The 15269-nt window shown below is 71.5% G+C and carries 12 protein-coding genes; 5 read left to right on the top strand and 7 right to left on the bottom strand.

The features are described 5' to 3' along the window. Positions 1-67 precede the first annotated feature (67 nt). Positions 68-709 (bottom strand): TetR/AcrR family transcriptional regulator, encoded by a 642-nt coding sequence (locus ACF061_RS05040; protein WP_392265423.1) that lies wholly within the window; start codon positions 707-709, stop codon positions 68-70. Between the two features lie 305 nt (positions 710-1014). On the opposite strand from ACF061_RS05040, the gene ACF061_RS05035 reads away from it, so the two are divergent. The 4 genes from ACF061_RS05035 (at position 1015) to ACF061_RS05020 (ending at position 5504) form a co-directional block, all read left to right on the top strand. Next, positions 1015-1986: a tetratricopeptide repeat protein gene (locus tag ACF061_RS05035; RefSeq protein WP_392265422.1), complete on the top strand. Its 972-nt coding sequence runs from the start codon at positions 1015-1017 to the stop codon at positions 1984-1986. A 651-nt stretch (positions 1987-2637) separates the two neighbouring features. Beyond that, positions 2638-3324, top strand: a complete 687-nt coding sequence (locus ACF061_RS05030) for a DUF6230 family protein (protein WP_392265421.1) — start codon at positions 2638-2640, stop codon at positions 3322-3324. Between the two features lie 127 nt (positions 3325-3451). Further along, positions 3452-4033: a DUF6114 domain-containing protein gene (locus tag ACF061_RS05025; protein ID WP_392265420.1), complete on the top strand. Its 582-nt coding sequence runs from the start codon at positions 3452-3454 to the stop codon at positions 4031-4033. Next, positions 4023-5504, top strand: a complete 1482-nt coding sequence (locus ACF061_RS05020; RefSeq protein WP_392265419.1) for a hypothetical protein — start codon at positions 4023-4025, stop codon at positions 5502-5504. The genes ACF061_RS05025 and ACF061_RS05020 overlap by 11 nt, the downstream gene beginning before the upstream one ends. A 106-nt stretch (positions 5505-5610) precedes the next feature. Here ACF061_RS05020 and pyk read toward each other — a convergent pair whose 3' ends face one another. From pyk to pta, 3 genes are all read right to left on the bottom strand, one after another. Further along, positions 5611-7041, bottom strand: a complete 1431-nt coding sequence (gene pyk, locus ACF061_RS05015) for a pyruvate kinase (RefSeq protein WP_392265418.1) — start codon at positions 7039-7041, stop codon at positions 5611-5613. 164 nt (positions 7042-7205) lie between these two features. Next, entirely contained in the window at positions 7206-8414 is a 1209-nt protein-coding gene (locus ACF061_RS05010) for an acetate kinase (protein ID WP_392265417.1), read from the bottom strand. A 26-nt stretch (positions 8415-8440) separates the two neighbouring features. Further along, positions 8441-10522, bottom strand: coding sequence for a phosphate acetyltransferase (gene pta, locus ACF061_RS05005; protein WP_392265416.1), 2082 nt, complete (start codon positions 10520-10522; stop codon positions 8441-8443). A gap of 208 nt (positions 10523-10730) precedes the next feature. Between pta and ACF061_RS05000 the strand changes: the two genes are divergently transcribed. Then, complete coding sequence (locus ACF061_RS05000) at positions 10731-11756, top strand: ATP-dependent 6-phosphofructokinase (protein WP_392265415.1); 1026 nt, start codon at positions 10731-10733, stop codon at positions 11754-11756. 27 nt (positions 11757-11783) lie between these two features. On the opposite strand, the gene ACF061_RS04995 is transcribed toward ACF061_RS05000, so the two are convergent. The 3 genes from ACF061_RS04995 to ACF061_RS04985 all read right to left on the bottom strand — a co-directional run bounded on the left by ACF061_RS04995 (position 11784) and on the right by ACF061_RS04985 (position 15180). Beyond that, on the bottom strand, positions 11784-12524 hold the full coding sequence (locus ACF061_RS04995; RefSeq protein WP_392265414.1) for a helix-turn-helix transcriptional regulator: 741 nt from the start codon (positions 12522-12524) through the stop codon (positions 11784-11786). A gap of 152 nt (positions 12525-12676) precedes the next feature. Continuing rightward, positions 12677-13447: a response regulator gene (locus ACF061_RS04990; protein WP_392265413.1), complete on the bottom strand. Its 771-nt coding sequence runs from the start codon at positions 13445-13447 to the stop codon at positions 12677-12679. Then, complete coding sequence (locus tag ACF061_RS04985) at positions 13444-15180, bottom strand: ATP-binding protein (RefSeq protein WP_392265412.1); 1737 nt, start codon at positions 15178-15180, stop codon at positions 13444-13446. The genes ACF061_RS04990 and ACF061_RS04985 overlap by 4 nt, the downstream gene beginning before the upstream one ends. Positions 15181-15269: the final 89 nt, after the last annotated feature.

The raw sequence follows: 15269 nt of genomic DNA, 5'->3' as shown, positions 1-15269 counted from the left end.
CTCCGGTACGGCCTCGACGGCCCGGCTCCCGAACACCGGGCGGGGCCGCCGGCGCCGGAGGCGTCCGTCACACGCCGGGCGGACCTTGGCGGGCCGCCGGAGCGAGCCCCGTCACCAGGACCCGGGTGAAGCCGCGCACCCACTCCTCGTCCGCCGGTTCGGCGCTGACCAGGGTGCGGTGGACCACCGCGCCCGCCACCACGTCGAAGATGAGGTCGGCCGTGCGGGCCGCCTCGCGCGGGTCCGGCTCCAGCGGGAGCTCGCCGCGGGCCTGGGCCCGCGCCCGGCCCTCCAGGACCAGCCGCTTCTGGCGTTCCACGATCGAGGCGCGGATACGTTCCCGCAGCGGGTCGTCACGGGTCGACTCGGCGACCACCGCCATCAGGCCGCTCCTGGCCTCCGGGCGGGCCAGGATCGCCGCGAACTGCAGGACCACGCCCTCGATGTCGGCGGCCAGGCTGCCGCGGTCGGGCACCCGCAGCTCGTCGAAGAGCTCGGCCACCGCGTCGACGACGAGTTCGTTCTTGCCCGCCCAGCGGCGGTACAGCGTGGTCTTCGCGACCCCGGCCCGGGTGGCCACGTCCCCCAGGGTGAGCTTGGACCAGCCCAGTTCCACCAGGGCCGCACGGGTGGCGGCCAGGATCGCCGCGTCCGCGGCGGCGCTGCGCGGGCGGCCGGCGCGGGCGGGCGGCGGGGCGGGACTCTGCATTCCACGACCATAACCGGCCGTTTTTCCGCCCGATCGTGAGAGAGATCACCGAGGCGTGGTTACGCGGAGGCACTGGGTGCCATTACGCTACGAGGCGTATCGAAAGCACGGCCGCACCCGAGTGACGACCGCACACGACACGCACGACAGCCCGCGGCGACCACGTGGCAGCACGACACGGCGCCACCGTGACGCCGGCGCCACGCACCGCCGGCGGCGGGCGTCCGGTGGGGACCGGACGCCCGGCACGGCACCGGCTTTCGGACGGTTTTCACTTCGACACGTGAAACGGGGAGGATAGACGCATGCAGCCACGGAACATGTCCATGAGCGGAGTCGTCGACCTCGCCGCGGTGAAGGCGGCCCAGGAGGCCAAGGCGAAGGCGGAGCAGGCGCGCGCCCAAGCGGCCCGGGAGGGCGGGACCGGCGCGGTCTCCCCGGCCGATCTCGTCATCGACGTCGACGAGGCCGGCTTCGAACGCGATGTCCTGCAGCGCTCCGCCGAGGTGCCGGTCGTCATCGACTTCTGGGCCGAGTGGTGCCAGCCCTGCAAGCAGCTCAGCCCCGTCCTGGAGCGGCTGGCCGTCGAGTACGCCGGACGCTTCCTCCTCGCCAAGATCGACGTGGACGCCAACCAGCTGCTGATGCAGCAGTTCGGGGTCCAGGGGATCCCCGCGGTCTTCGCGGTGGTCGCCGGCCAGGCCCTGCCCCTGTTCCAGGGGGCCGCGGGCGAGGCGCAGATCCGGCAGACGCTGGACCAGCTGGTACAGGTCGCCGAGGAGCGGTTCGGGCTGACCGGCCTGACCGTCGACCCGGACGCCCAGCCGGGCGGCCAGACCCCCGCGCAGCCCCAGGTGGGCCCGTACGACGCGCTGCTGAACGCGGCCGCGCAGGCGCTGGACGCCGGCGACATGGCCGGCGCCGTCCAGGCGTACAAGAACGTGCTGGCCGACGACCCGGCCCACCCCGAGGCCAAACTGGGTCTCGCCCAGGCCGAACTGCTCCTGCGGGTGCAGGACCTGGACCCGCAGAAGGTCCGTCAGGAGGCGGCCGAGAAGCCGGCCGACGTCCCGGCCCAGATCGCCGCCGCCGACCTGGACCTGGTGGGCGGTCATGTGGAGGACGCCTTCGGGCGGCTCATCGAGACCGTGCAGCGCACCGCCGGTGAGGACCGGGACGCGGCCCGGCTCAGGCTGCTGGAGCTCTTCGAGGTCGTCGGGGCCGAGGACCCCCGGGTGGCGGCGGCCCGCCGGGCGCTGGCGAGGGCGCTGTTCTGACCCCGGCGAGGGGCCCCGCGACGACCAGTCGCTAAACACCCGGGCATGTGATGCCCGGGTGAAAGATTCGCTGACGCTCCGTCACAGCGGCCGCGCTTTACCAAAACTTGGTAATCGCGGCCGCTGTTACTGCGAGTAAGTCGGGGGCGTGGATCTGCCCGCTTCCGTCCAGGGATCAACAGTTTTGTTCTGCCCTTGGTTGCCACCCAGTGTCGCCGTTCGAGATCGGCGAGTCGCGTGGCGGTTATGCGGCCGTTACTAGCGAGTAACGAACCCCCTTGTGCGGGCGGCGAGAATGCACCACGATCGGCGACGCTCGGTCCATTCCCGCATCACCCGGCAGCCGGCCGGGTCACGGGGTGTCTGGGTCCCCACCGAGCAGAGCCGGCGGCAGTGGCGCCGGCTCTTGGGCAGGGGGGTCTTCGCCGTCCGGCGAAGCCTGTCCAGCAGGTTGTGCGTGATGCGTGTCAGGCGCGACCAGTGGTTGTCGCTCGGGGGTGATCGCCGGTGATTCGGGCGCTTGTTCGCGCCACCGAGCGCGGGCGCTCTCCTTCCCGAGGACGTAGCACTTCTCCCATCCCTGCCCGGCCGAGCCGCCGAACCGGGGGCGAGCCGGGGCCAGGAGATGTACGTCCGAGAAGGAGGAAATATATGGAGTCCCAGGTGCGTGGCGGGACCAGATGGAAGCGGTTCGCTGTGGTCATGGTGCCCAGCGTCGCCGCGACGGCAGCCATAGGCGTGGCCCTGGCCCAGGGCGCGCTCGCTGCTTCGTTCAGCGTGTCGGGGCAGGAGTTCAAGGTCACGGCCGACGAACTGAACGGCACCAAGTTCACGCAGTACGGAGCGGTCGACCCCGGCTACACGCTCTCGGGTGAGAAGACCGCTCACGCCGTGGCGGTGTCCTCGTTCGACACCGCGACGATCAAGAACCTGTGCCAGTCGGTCGTCACGCCCGACATCCCGTTCGTCGGGACCATCACCCTGAAGCTGAAGGCGGGTAACAGCTCGGACGAGAAGCAGCAGGTCTCGGCCAAGACGCTCTTCATCGATGTCTCCGACCTGAACACGACGGGCTACGCCCAGTTCGGCAACATCGACATCGGTGTGGCCGCCGGTGACACCGGCAACGCCGACAAGGGCGGCAAGGGCATCGGCATGAACAGTGGCGAGGTCCAGAAGAAGCAGGCCAACCCGTACGGCTTCGCCCAGCAGGCCGACACGGCCAAGCTCGTCGGAGTGCAGCAGACGGCGTGGGCGACCACCGCCGGCACCTTCACGCTCCCCAAGCTGCACATGTCGCTGGAGAGGGGCAGCGGCAAGGGCGTCGAGTGCTACTGAGCACACGGTGACGGGCGGGGGGAGGTCGAAGACCCCCCGCCCGTCCACTCCCTAGCCGCGCCTTCCCACCCTCCACATCACCACCGCACCACAACCCACAGCAACGCTGCACCAGGGAGCTGTTTCCATGAGCGCCGAGACTCCTGCCGTAACCGGCCAGTTCACCCGCCGGAGGCTGCAGTTCCGCGCCTGGCGGGGCACCCGGCCGTTCTGGGCCGGCCTGTTCGTCTTGATCAGCGGCTTTCCGATCATGTATTTCCCGTACGCGCATCTTCAGCTCGGTCACCTGACGTTGGCCATGTCCACCACCGCGGGCGCGGGTTCCCTGATCATCGGCGTGCTGCTGGTCGTCCTGGGCATCAGCCTCTGGTTCCAGAAGCACATCCGGGTCTTCGCGGGCGTCGCGTCGATCCTGCTGGGGCTGGTGTCCCTCCCTGTCTCCAACTTCGGCGGCTTCCTCATGGGCTTCCTGCTCGCCCTCGTCGGCGGGGCGATGGCCGTGTCGTGGGCGCCGGGCGTACCGCCCGCCCAGGAGGAGGCCGAGGAAACCGTCCCGGTGGCGGGCGGCGCTCCCGGGGCCGCGACCGCGCCGGCGGTGGACGGGATGTTCGGCGGGGGCACCTCCGGGGCCGTCGAGGCGCCGGGGGAGAACGACCTGTCAGGAACGAACCCGGCCAACGGGGCGAACGGGAGGCACAGTGCCGGCTGACGAGGTGACCCACGGGATTGATGTGGACGAGTCCCGTGCGAGAACCGGGCCGCGCCACGCGGCGCCGAAGAAGCCGCTGTTCACCAGGTTCCACATGCCGGCCGGCAAGGCGATGGCCATGGCCGCGATGCCGACGGCGGTCCTCATGGGCATGGGCTTCACGGCCTCGCTCGCGGTGGCCGACAACAACAAGATCTCGGCGTCGTCCTCCGAGACCATGAACGCCGACGACTACAAGGCCTGTGTGGAGGCGCTCAAGGGCGACAAGGACACGTCCTCGCCCACGCCGTCCGCCTCCGCGAGCGCCACCGACACCGCAGAGGACGGCACTCCGTCCCCGTCGGCCACCTCCTCCACGGGGAAGACGGACGGGTCCTCCGCGGACACCGGCACGGACTCCCCGGTCAAGGCCGCCCCGGGCGCCTCCTCTTCGTCGGATTCAGGTTCCGACGACAAGGCCCAGCCCTCGGCGTCCGCCACCGGTTCGAAGTCCGGGCCGGGCGACGGCGACGGCGGCGCGTCACCGGCCCCGTCGGCGAGCGAGACGAAGAGCGGCGGCCTGCTGGACACGATCGGCGACACGATCGGGGACATCGGGAACATCTTGACCGGCGGCAAGTCCGGTCTGGGCGCCGATGCGCCGGCCGGCGCGGCTCCCACGCCGTCCGCCTCCGCCTCGCCCTCGGCGAGCGCCGCCGGGAACGGCTCCGGCGGCTCCCTGGACTCCGTCGGCAAGACCGCGTCCGACACCGTCAAGGACACCACCGGGAAGGTCGTCGACACGGCCGGGGACTCCACCGGGAAGGTCGCCGACACGGTCGAGGACACCGTGAAGGACGCGACCGACAAGGCCCAGGACGCGACCGACAAGGCCCAGGACGCGACCGACAAGGCGTCCGGGGACGCCACCGACAAGGCCGGGGACGCCACCGGCACGGCCACCGCCTCGCCCAGTCCCAGCCCGTCCGCGAGCGCGTCCACCGACGCCGAGGACTGCCCCGCCGCCACCGACGCCGAGGGCGGCGTCGACAACACGATGCCCCTGGCGGACGACCCCTGGTACCTGAACGCCAGCTCGCTGACGCTCAAGGGCGCCAGCTACAAGGGCATCGTCGAGGTCAAGACCGCCAACGGCACCGTCAAGAAGGTGCTGAAGTACGTCATCTCGGGCGGCACCGACATCGTCGACCTGCACCAGACGGTGCAGGACAAGCAGGCCGGCAGGACGTACCACGTGCAGGCGGCCAAGGGCTCGACGTCCAAGATCACCGGTGGCGACACGGTGATGTACACCGAGTCCATCTCCGGCAACCTGCTCGGACTGATCCCGATCACCTTCAGCCCGGACAACCCGCCCCCGCTGGACATCCCCCTGATCATCTTCACGAAGGTCAAGGTGGTCCAGGCCGGCCAGTTCGGCGGCAACCTGAACATCCCCGGCATGCACCTGTACACGACCGACGGGGTGTGAGCGGTCGGCCTGAGCCCCACCGGGAGCCGCGACAGCTGAGGGCGCCCCCGCCTCACGAGGCGGGGGCGCCCTCAGCGCCGTACGGGACGGACCCCGGGCGGGGCCGTCAGTCGCGGCCGCCGCCGCCCAGGTGGTGGACGCGGACCATGTTGGTGGTGCCGGGGACGCCGGGCGGGGAGCCGGCGGTGATCACGACGACGTCGCCCTCGTTGAACCGCTTGAGCTTGACGAGCTCCTGGTCGACCAGCTCGACCATCTCGTCGGTGCTGTTGACGAACGGCACGACGTGCGACTCCACGCCCCAGCTCAGCGCGAGCTGGTTGCGGGTGGACTCGTCGGTGGTGAACGCCAGGATCGGCTGGGCCGCGCGGTAGCGGGACAGCCGGCGGGCCGTGTCACCGGACTGGGTGAAGGCCACCAGGCCCTTGCCGCCCAGGAAGTCGGCGATCTCGGCGGCCGCACGGGCCACCGAACCACCCTGCGTGCGGGGCTTCTTGCCCTGCACCAGCGGCTGGAGGCCCTTGGCGAGCAGCTCCTCCTCGGCCGCGGTGACGATCTTCGACATCGTCTTGACCGTCTCGATCGGGTACGCGCCCACGCTGGACTCCGCCGAGAGCATCACCGCGTCGGCGCCGTCCAGGATCGCGTTGGCCACGTCGGAGGCCTCGGCGCGGGTAGGCCGCGAGTTGGTGATCATCGACTCCATCATCTGGGTCGCCACGATCACCGGCTTGGCGTTGCGCCGGCACAGCTCGATCAGGCGCTTCTGCACCATCGGGACCTTCTCGAGCGGGTACTCGACCGCCAGGTCGCCGCGGGCCACCATCACGCCGTCGAACGCCATCACGACGTCCTGCATGTTCTCGACCGCCTGCGGCTTCTCCACCTTGGCGACGACCGGGACGCGACGGCCCTCCTCGTCCATGACGCGGTGGACGTCGGAGACGTCCTTGGCGTCCCGGACGAAGGACAGCGCGACGATGTCGCAGCCCATCCGCAGCGCGAAGCGAAGGTCCTCGATGTCCTTCTCGGACAGCGCGGGCACGTTCACCGCCGCGCCGGGCAGGTTGATGCCCTTGTGGTCGGAGACCACACCGCCCTCGATGACGATCGTCTTCACCCGCGGGCCCTCGACGTCCAGGACCTTCAGCTCGACGTTGCCGTCGTTGATCAGGATCTGGTCGCCGCGCGAGACGTCGCCGGGCAGACCCTTGTACGTCGTGCCGCAGATCTGCTTGTCGCCGGGAACGTCCTCGGTGGTGATGACGAACTCGTCACCCCGCTCCAGCTCGACCGGGCCCTCGGCGAAGGTCTCCAGGCGGATCTTCGGGCCCTGGAGGTCGGCGAGGACGGCGATGGCCCGGCCGGTCTCCTTGGACGCGGCGCGGACGCGGTCGTACCGCCCCTGGTGCTCGGCGTGCGTGCCGTGGCTGAAGTTGAAGCGGGCCACGTTCATGCCGGCCTCGATCAACGCTACGAGCTGCTCGTGGGAGTCGACCGCGGGGCCGAGAGTACAGACGATTTTCGAACGGCGCATGGGGCGATCCTATCGGTTTGTTTCGCTGCGGAATATTCCGTCTGGCGGAAGATACAAATGGGCGCGTTCCCGCTCAGGCGAGTGCCGGGCGAATTCCACGGAAGTTACTCGGCGGTTTTCTCCGCCGGTTCTCCCGGGCTTCCCGGCATCGATCCCGCGCGCCCTCAGTCGTCCTTTCCGACCAGTGCGTAGGTCTGGCTGGCGATCTCCATTTCCTCGTCCGTCGGAACCACGGCCACGGCCACCCGCGCGCCCTCGGGCGAGATCAGCCGCGCCTCCTGGCCGCGGACGGCGTTCCGCGCGCCGTCCACCGCGAGGCCCAGCCCGTCCAGGCCGGCGAGGGCGGCCTCGCGCACGAAGTCCGCGTTCTCGCCGACCCCGGCCGTGAAGGCGACCGCGTCCACCGTGCCGAGTACCGCGTAATAGGCGCCGATGTACTTCTTCAACCGGTGTATGTAGATCTCGAAGGCGAGCCGCGCCTGCTCGTCTCCGTCGTCCATCCGGCGCCGGATCTCCCGCATGTCGTTGTCGCCGCACAGACCGAAGAGACCGCTCCTCTTGTTGAGAAGAGTGTCGGTCTCGTCCATGGACATTCCGCCGACCCGCTGCAAATGGAAGATGACGGCCGGGTCGACATCGCCGGAACGCGTCCCCATCACGAGACCCTCCAGCGGGGTGAGTCCCATGGAGGTGTCCACGCACCTCCCGCCCCGCACCGCGCTGGCGGACGCCCCGTTGCCCAGGTGCAGCACGATCACGTTGACGTCCTCCGGGGCCCTGCCCAGCAGCTCGGCGGTCGCCCGTGAGACGTAGGCGTGCGAGGTGCCGTGGAAGCCGTAGCGCCGCACCCGGTACCGGTCGGCGAGCTTGGTGTCGATCGCGTACCGGGCCGCCGACTCCGGCATGGTGGTGTGGAACGCCGTGTCGAACACGGCGACCTGCGGCAGGTCGGGGCGGAGCGCCATGGCGGTGCGGATGCCGGTGAGGTTGGCCGGGTTGTGCAGCGGCGCGACGGGGATCAGCCGCTCGATCTCGGTGAGCACCGCGTCGTCGATCACGGTCGGCTCGGTGAAGAACATGCCGCCGTGCACCACCCGGTGGCCGATCGCGGCCAGCTCCGGGGAGTCCAGGCCGACCCCGTCCCTGGCGAGCTCCCCGGCGACGGCCTTCAGGGCCGCGTCGTGGTCGGCGATCGGGCCGTTCTGCTCCCGGGTGCCGCCGGTGGAGACGCAGGTGTGCTTGAGCCGTGAGGTCTGTTCGCCGATCCGTTCGACCAGGCCGACGGCGAGCCGGGTCGCGTCGCGCATGTCGAGCAGCTGGTACTTCACCGACGACGAGCCGGAGTTGAGGACGAGGACGCGGGTCGCGGTCACTGTGTACGAAGCCTTCTTCCGAGAGGTCAGCCGGCGGGCGACTGGCCCTGGGCCTGGATCGCCGTGATGGCGACGGTGTTGACGATGTCCTGGACGAGGGCGCCGCGGGAGAGGTCGTTGACCGGCTTGCGCAGCCCCTGGAGCACCGGTCCGACCGCGATCGCGCCGGCCGAGCGCTGCACCGCCTTGTAGGTGTTGTTGCCGGTGTTCAAGTCGGGGAAGATCAGCACGCTGGCCTGCCCGGCGACCTCGGAGTCCGGCAGCTTGGTGGCCGCGACCGAGGGCTCCACGGCCGCGTCGTACTGGATCGGTCCCTCGATCATCAGGTCCGGGCGGCGCAGCCGCACCAGCTCGGTCGCCTGGCGCACCTTGTCCACGTCGGCGCCCGTGCCGGAGGTGCCGGTGGAGTACGACAGCATCGCGATCCGCGGCTCGACGCCGAACTGGGCGGCGGTGGCCGCCGACTGCACGGCGATGTCGGCGAGCTGCTCGGCGCCCGGGTCCGGGTTGACCGCGCAGTCGCCGTAGACGAGCACCTTGTCGGCCAGGCACATGAAGAACACCGACGACACGATCGAGGAGCCCGGCTCGGTCTTGATGATCTCGAAGGCCGGACGGATGGTGGCGGCCGTGGAGTGCACGGAGCCGGACACCATGCCGTCGGCCAGGCCCTCCTGCACCATCAGCGTGCCGAAGTAGTTCACGTCCGAGACCACGTCGTACGCCAGCTCGACCGTGACCCCCTTGTGGGCGCGCAGCCGGGCGTACTGCTCGGCGAAGGAGTCGCGCAGCTCGGAGACGGCCGGGTCGATCAGCCGCGCGTCGCCGAGGTCGATGCCGAGGTCCGCGGCCTTCTTGCGGATCGTGTCCGTCGGCCCGAGCAGCGTCAGGTCGCACACGCCCCGGCGCAGCAGCACCTCCGCCGCGTGCAGCACGCGCTCCTCGGTGCCCTCCGGCAGGACGACCCGGCGCTTGTCGGAGCGGGCCTGTTCGAGCAGCTTGTGCTCGAACATCATCGGGGTGAGGCGGTCGCTGCTCGGCGCGGAGACGCGCTTGTTGAGGTCGGCGGTGTCGACGTACCGCTCGAACAGGCCGAGCGCGGTCTCGGCCTTGCGCGGGGTGGCCGCGTTCAGCTTGCCCTCCAGGGAGAACAGCCGTTCCGCGGTGGGGAAGCTGTTGCCGGTCACCGAGACGACCGGGGTGCCCGGGGCGAGCCGGGCGGCCAGGGTCAGGATCTCCTCGCCCGGCTCCTCGTCCAGGGTGAGCAGCACGCCGGCGATCGGCGGGGTGCCGGCGCTGTGCGCGGCGAGCGAGCCGACGACCAGGTCGGCGCGGTCGCCGGGGGTGACGACCAGGCAGCCCGGGGTCAGCGCCTTGAGCAGGTTGGGCAGCATGGCGCCGCCGAAGACGAAGTCGAGCGCGTCGCGGGCGAGCCCCGAGTCGTCGCCCAGCAGCACCTTGCCGTCGAGGACCTGGGTGATCTGGGCGACGGTCGGCGCGGACAGGGCGGGCTCGTCGGGCACCACGTAGCAGGGGACGGGCAGCCGGCCGGCCAGCAGCCCGGCGATCTCGTCCCGGTCCTCGCGCGCCACCCGGTTGGTGACCATGGCGAGGACGTCGCAGCCCAGGCCGTCGTAGGCGCGGTAGGCGTTGCGCGTCTCGGCGAGCACCGAGTCCACGCCCTGCCCGCGGCCGCCCACGACCGGGAGCACGGAGGCGCCGAACTCGTTGGCGAGCCGGGCGTTGAGGGACAGCTCGTCCGGGAGCTGGGTGTCGGCGAAGTCGGTGCCGAGGACGAGGACCACGTCGTAGTCCCGGGCCACCAGGTGGAAGCGGTCGACCAGGGCGGACACCAGTTCGTCGGTGCCCTGCTCGGCCTGGAGCGCGGACGCCTCGTGGTAGTCCATGCCGTAGACGGTCGTCGGGTCCTGGGACAGCCGGTAGCGGGCGCGCAGCAGTTCGAAGAGCCGGTCCGGACCGTCGTGCACGAGCGGACGGAAGACTCCCACCCGGTCGATCTGCCGGGTCAGCAGCTCCACGACTCCCAGCTCGACGACCTGGCGGCCGTCACCGCGCTCGATGCCGGTCACGTACACGCTGCGCGTCACGCGGGCTCTCCGTTCCGTCGGGGATGTCGGCGGCTGTCTGCGGGTCTGCCACTCGCCTGTGCAAAAAAACGCCCGTCAGGACGAGCGGAACCCTCTTGACAATACCCCCGCCGATAGATAAGGCGCCCGTCAAGACGTAACCGCCCGGCGAGCATGAAACAATCGGACAGGATCACCGGTATCAACAGTGAGCAGGAGACACAGCGCGATGCGTATCGGAGTTCTCACGGCAGGCGGCGACTGTCCGGGGCTGAACGCGGTGATCCGGTCGGTCGTGCACCGAGCGGTCAGCACGTACGGCGACGAGGTCATCGGCTTCGAGGACGGCTACGCGGGCCTGCTCGACGGCCGCTACCGCGAGCTGGACCTCAACGCGGTCGGCGGCATCCTCGCCCGCGGCGGCACCATCCTCGGCTCCTCCCGGCTGGAGCGCGACCGGCTGCGCGAGGCGTGCGAGAACGCCTCCGACATGATCCACCGGTTCGGCATCGACGCGCTCATCCCGATCGGCGGCGAGGGCACGCTGACCGCGGCCCGCATGCTGTCGGACGCCGGGCTGCCGGTGGTCGGCGTGCCGAAGACGATCGACAACGACATCTCCTCCACCGACCGCACCTTCGGCTTCGACACCGCCGTCGGCGTGGCCACCGAGGCCATGGACCGTCTGAAGACCACCGCCGAGTCGCACCAGCGGGTCATGGTCGTGGAGGTCATGGGCCGGCACGCGGGCTGGATCGCCCTGGAGTCCGGGATGGCGGCCGGAGCCCACGGCATCTGCCTGCCCGAGCGCCCGTTCGACCCCGCCGACCTGGTCAAGATGGTCGAGGAGCGCTTCGACCGGGGCAAGAAGTTCGCCGTGATCTGCGTCGCCGAGGGCGCCCACCCCGCCGAGGGCACCATGGACTACGGCAAGGGGGCGATCGACCAGTACGGCCACGAGCGCTTCCAGGGCATCGGCACGGCACTCGCGTACGAACTGGAGAAGCGGCTCGGCAAGGAGGCCAAGCCGGTCATCCTCGGCCACGTCCAGCGCGGCGGCGTGCCCACCGCCTACGACCGCGTCCTCGCCACCCGCTTCGGCTGGCACGCGGTCGAGGCGGCGCACCGCGGCGAGTTCGGCCGCATGACCGCGCTGCGCGGCACCGACATCGTGATGGTGCCGCTGGCGGAGGCGGTGACCGAGCTGAAGACGGTGCCCAAGGACCGCATGGACGAGGCGGAGTCCGTCTTCTAGACGCTCCCGGACGACCTCCCGGACCGCTCAGGGTCCAGGGCGCCCGGCGCCCTGGACCCTGGTCCAGAAGTGTTCCACGATCCGGTCGAGGAAGTCGCGGCCGGCGTCGCCCGCCTGCCTGGCGGCGCTGTTGCCGCCCCAGCTCAGCGAGGCGACCATCTGCCCCTGGTAGTCCTGGTGCAGTCGTTGCAGGGAGTTCTCCAGCTGCCCCCGCTCCAGCGGCACCACCTTGCCGACCGGACGCACATACGCCTGCCACCGGGTGCCGACGGCGCTGCGCAGCAGCTCGGCGAGTTTCCCCTCGCGGCCGGTGACGGCCACGAAGTCGGGCAGGGCCAGGTCGAGCACGTCGGCGAGCGCGGCGGACTGCCGCTCGGTGCCCCGCCAGTCCTCGCCGTCCTCCATCCGGAGATAACGCTCGGGGTCCAGCCCGACGGCACGGGCCACGTCCTCCGCCGGCAGTCCCCGCGCGACCCGGTGCTCGCGCAGGGTGCGCGGCCTGCCGATCAGTTCGCCCGGGGTGCACCACAGCACACCGGCGAGCGCGGTCAGTTCCGGGCTCGACGGGGCGGCGATCCCGCGCTCCCACGCGGTGACGAGGTCCGGGGTGACGTACGGCAGCCTGTAGGAGACCTGCATGGTGTGGGCCACGTGCTCGGGTCCCATGCCGAGGGCGGCACGGATCCGGCGGGCGGCGGGGGCGTTGAACGGGGGAGTGGAGGCAGCGGACGGGCTGGGCTGGTTCGGTGGAGCTGAGGGTCGGCGCACGGGCACAAGGTAGGGGCCCGGGCCGCCGGTGACCACGGTCCGTTCCACCAGGATCACGGGTTGTGGGAACATACGGTTCCCCGGGTTCCGCGGTGCGTGAAGGTCGGGGACGTGTCACCCGCCGCGCCCGGGCGGTCGCCGGGGCCCGTGTCCTACCGCGTCCTGCCCGCCCCGCTGACCCAGCGGTACACCAGTTCCGGCCTGCCCACCTGGCCGTACAGCGGTTTGCGGACGGCCCGGCCGGCCTCCACCAGGTGTTCCAGGTAGCGGCGGGCGGTGATCCGGGATATCCCGGCCGACTCGGCGAGCTGGGCCGCCGTCAGGCCCTCGGCCGCCTCCCGCAGCGCGCCCGTCACCCGCTCCAGGGTCGGCGCGCTCAGGCCCTTCGGCAGCGCGGCCGGACCAGGGGCGCGCAGTGTCGCGAGCGCCCGGTCGACCTCGTCCTGGCCGCTGGCCTCCCCGACCGTCGCACGGAACTCGGCGTACCGGACCAGACGGTCCCGCAGCGTCGCGAACGTGAACGGCTTCAGCACGTACTGGACCACGCCCAGCGAGACCCCTTCGCGCACCACGGCCAGATCCCGAGCGGAGGTCACCGCGATCACGTCCGCGTGGTGGCCGGCGGCCCGCAGCGACCTGGCCAGCTTCAGGCCGTGCACGTCCGGCAGGTGGAGGTCGAGGAGGAGCAGGTCCACCGGGGTGCGCTCCAGCACCCGCCGGGCCTCGGCGCCCGTGTGCGCCTTCCCGACCGCGACGAAGCCCGGCACCCGGCCCACGTACATCACATGGGCGTCCGCCGCGACCGGGTCGTCCTCCACCACCAGGACCCGGATGGGCGTCCGGTCCGCCGTGCCGTGGGTCCCGCCGCCCGCCGTGCCGTCCGGCGCGGCGTTGGTCCCGCCGTTCGTCCCGCCGTTCGTCATGCCGCGCCTCCGGACCGGCCGCCGGCGGTTCCGGCGGCCTCGGCCTCCGCACCGGGCGACGGGTGCCGCACCGTACCGGGGGACGGCTCCGCCTGGGCCGCGCGGGACGGCGGTCCGGCCTCCGGCCGGTCCCCCAGCGGCAGCCTCGCCTCGAACACCGCGCCGCCCTCCTCGGCCTCGGTCACCGTCAGCGTCCCCTCGTGCCGCTGCACCGCCTGCCGTACCAGGGCCAGGCCCAGCCCGCGCCCGCCGGGGCCCGTCGGCTTGGTCGTGAAGCCGCGCTGGAACAGCAGCTCCGAGTGGGACGGGTCCACACCGGGCCCGGTGTCCGCCACCCGCAGCACCAGCTCGGCCTCCCGCGCGCACGCGGTCACCGTCACCGTCACCCGGGAGCGTGCGCTGCCCTGGGCCGCGTCCACCGCGTTGTCGACGAGGTTGCCGAGGATCGTCACCAGGTCCCGGGACGGCAGCGTCTCGGGCAGCAGGCCGTCGTCCAGGCCGCCGTCCTCGGACACCACCAGCTCCACGCCCCGCTCGTTGGCCTGCGCCGTCTTGCCGAGCAGCAGCGCGGCCAGCACCGGCTCGCTCACCGCCGAGACCACCTGGTCGGTCAGGGCCTGGGCCAGCTCCAGCTCCGCCGTGGCGAAGCCGACCGCCTCCTCGGCGCGGCCCAGCTCGATCAGCGACACCACCGTGTGCAGCCGGTTCGCGGCCTCGTGCGCCTGGGAACGCAGCGCCTGTGTGAAGCCGCGCTCGGAGTCCAGCTCGCCCATCAGCGACTGGAGCTCGGTCACATCGCGCAGGGTGACCACCGTGCCCCGGTGCTCGCCGCCGGACACCGGCGAGGTGTTCACCACCAGCACCCGCGACGCCGTCAGGTGGACCTCGTCCAGCCGGGGCCCGGAGGCCAGCAGCGCTCCGGTCAGCGGCGCGGGCAGGCCCAGGTCCGCCACCGACGTCCCCACCACCTCGGCCTCGCTCCCCACGCCCAGCAGCTCCCGGCCGCCGTCGTTGATCAGCGCCACCCGGTAGCGCGCGTCCAGCATCAGCAGTCCCTCGCGCACGGCGTGCAGCGCCGCCTCGTGGTAGTCGTGCATGCGGCTGAGCTCCTCGGCGTTCATCCCATGGGTGTGCCGGCGCAGTCGGGCGTTGATGACATAGGTGCCGAGCGCGCCGAGCGCGAGGATGCCGCCCGCCACTGCGAACAGCGCCGTGACCTGCTCCCGGACCCGCCGGCTGATGGCCTCCACCTTGATGCCGGCGCTGACCAGCCCGACGACGCGGCCGTTCTCCTCGACGGGCGTGACCGCGCGGACCGACGGGCCGAGGGTGCCGGTGTAGGTCTCGGTGAAGGTCCCGCCGTGCTGGGCGGGCGTGATGGTGCCGATGAAGCGCCTGCCGATCTGCCGCTGTTCGGGATGGGTCCAGCGGATGCCCTCGGGTGTCATGATCGTGACGAAGTCGACCCCGGTGTCCCGCTGGACCCTCAGCGCGTACGGCTGGAGTTCCGCCGTGGGGTGCGCGGAGCGGATCGCCGACCGCACCGAGGGGGAGTCGGCGATCGAGCGGGCCACCGCCGTGGCCTGCCGGCGCGCCGCGTCCTCGGCCTGGCCGCGGTCGCTGACGAAGGTGAACAGCGCGTATCCGGCCACCACGAGCGCCAGCAGCACGGCCTGCATGGCGAAGAGCTGGCCCGCCAGGCTGCGCGGTCTCGGGAGGGCGGGTATGCGCATGCCGTCAGTCTGCCTCCCCGTTCCGGCGTGAACTAAATGAACGGAAGGGTGACCGCTCCCACACGGCGGGAGATAGTCACGGCATTCCC

This window comes from Streptomyces sp. NPDC015220 (genome assembly GCF_043079345.1).
Lineage (GTDB): Bacteria > Actinomycetota > Actinomycetes > Streptomycetales > Streptomycetaceae > Streptomyces.
This window is presented reverse-complemented; position numbering and strand designations above follow the sequence as displayed.

Coding starts and splice junctions, on each gene's coding strand:
- ACF061_RS04990 (WP_392265413.1), bottom strand. CDS start 13,447: ATGACGAACGGCGGGACGAACGGCGGGACCAACGCCGCGCCGGACGGC.
- ACF061_RS05030 (WP_392265421.1), top strand. CDS start 2,638: ATGGAGTCCCAGGTGCGTGGCGGGACCAGATGGAAGCGGTTCGCTGTG.
- ACF061_RS05000 (WP_392265415.1), top strand. CDS start 10,731: ATGCGTATCGGAGTTCTCACGGCAGGCGGCGACTGTCCGGGGCTGAAC.
- ACF061_RS05040 (WP_392265423.1), bottom strand. CDS start 709: ATGCAGAGTCCCGCCCCGCCGCCCGCCCGCGCCGGCCGCCCGCGCAGC.
- ACF061_RS04985 (WP_392265412.1), bottom strand. CDS start 15,180: ATGCGCATACCCGCCCTCCCGAGACCGCGCAGCCTGGCGGGCCAGCTC.
- ACF061_RS05025 (WP_392265420.1), top strand. CDS start 3,452: ATGAGCGCCGAGACTCCTGCCGTAACCGGCCAGTTCACCCGCCGGAGG.
- pyk (WP_392265418.1), bottom strand. CDS start 7,041: ATGCGCCGTTCGAAAATCGTCTGTACTCTCGGCCCCGCGGTCGACTCC.
- ACF061_RS05035 (WP_392265422.1), top strand. CDS start 1,015: ATGCAGCCACGGAACATGTCCATGAGCGGAGTCGTCGACCTCGCCGCG.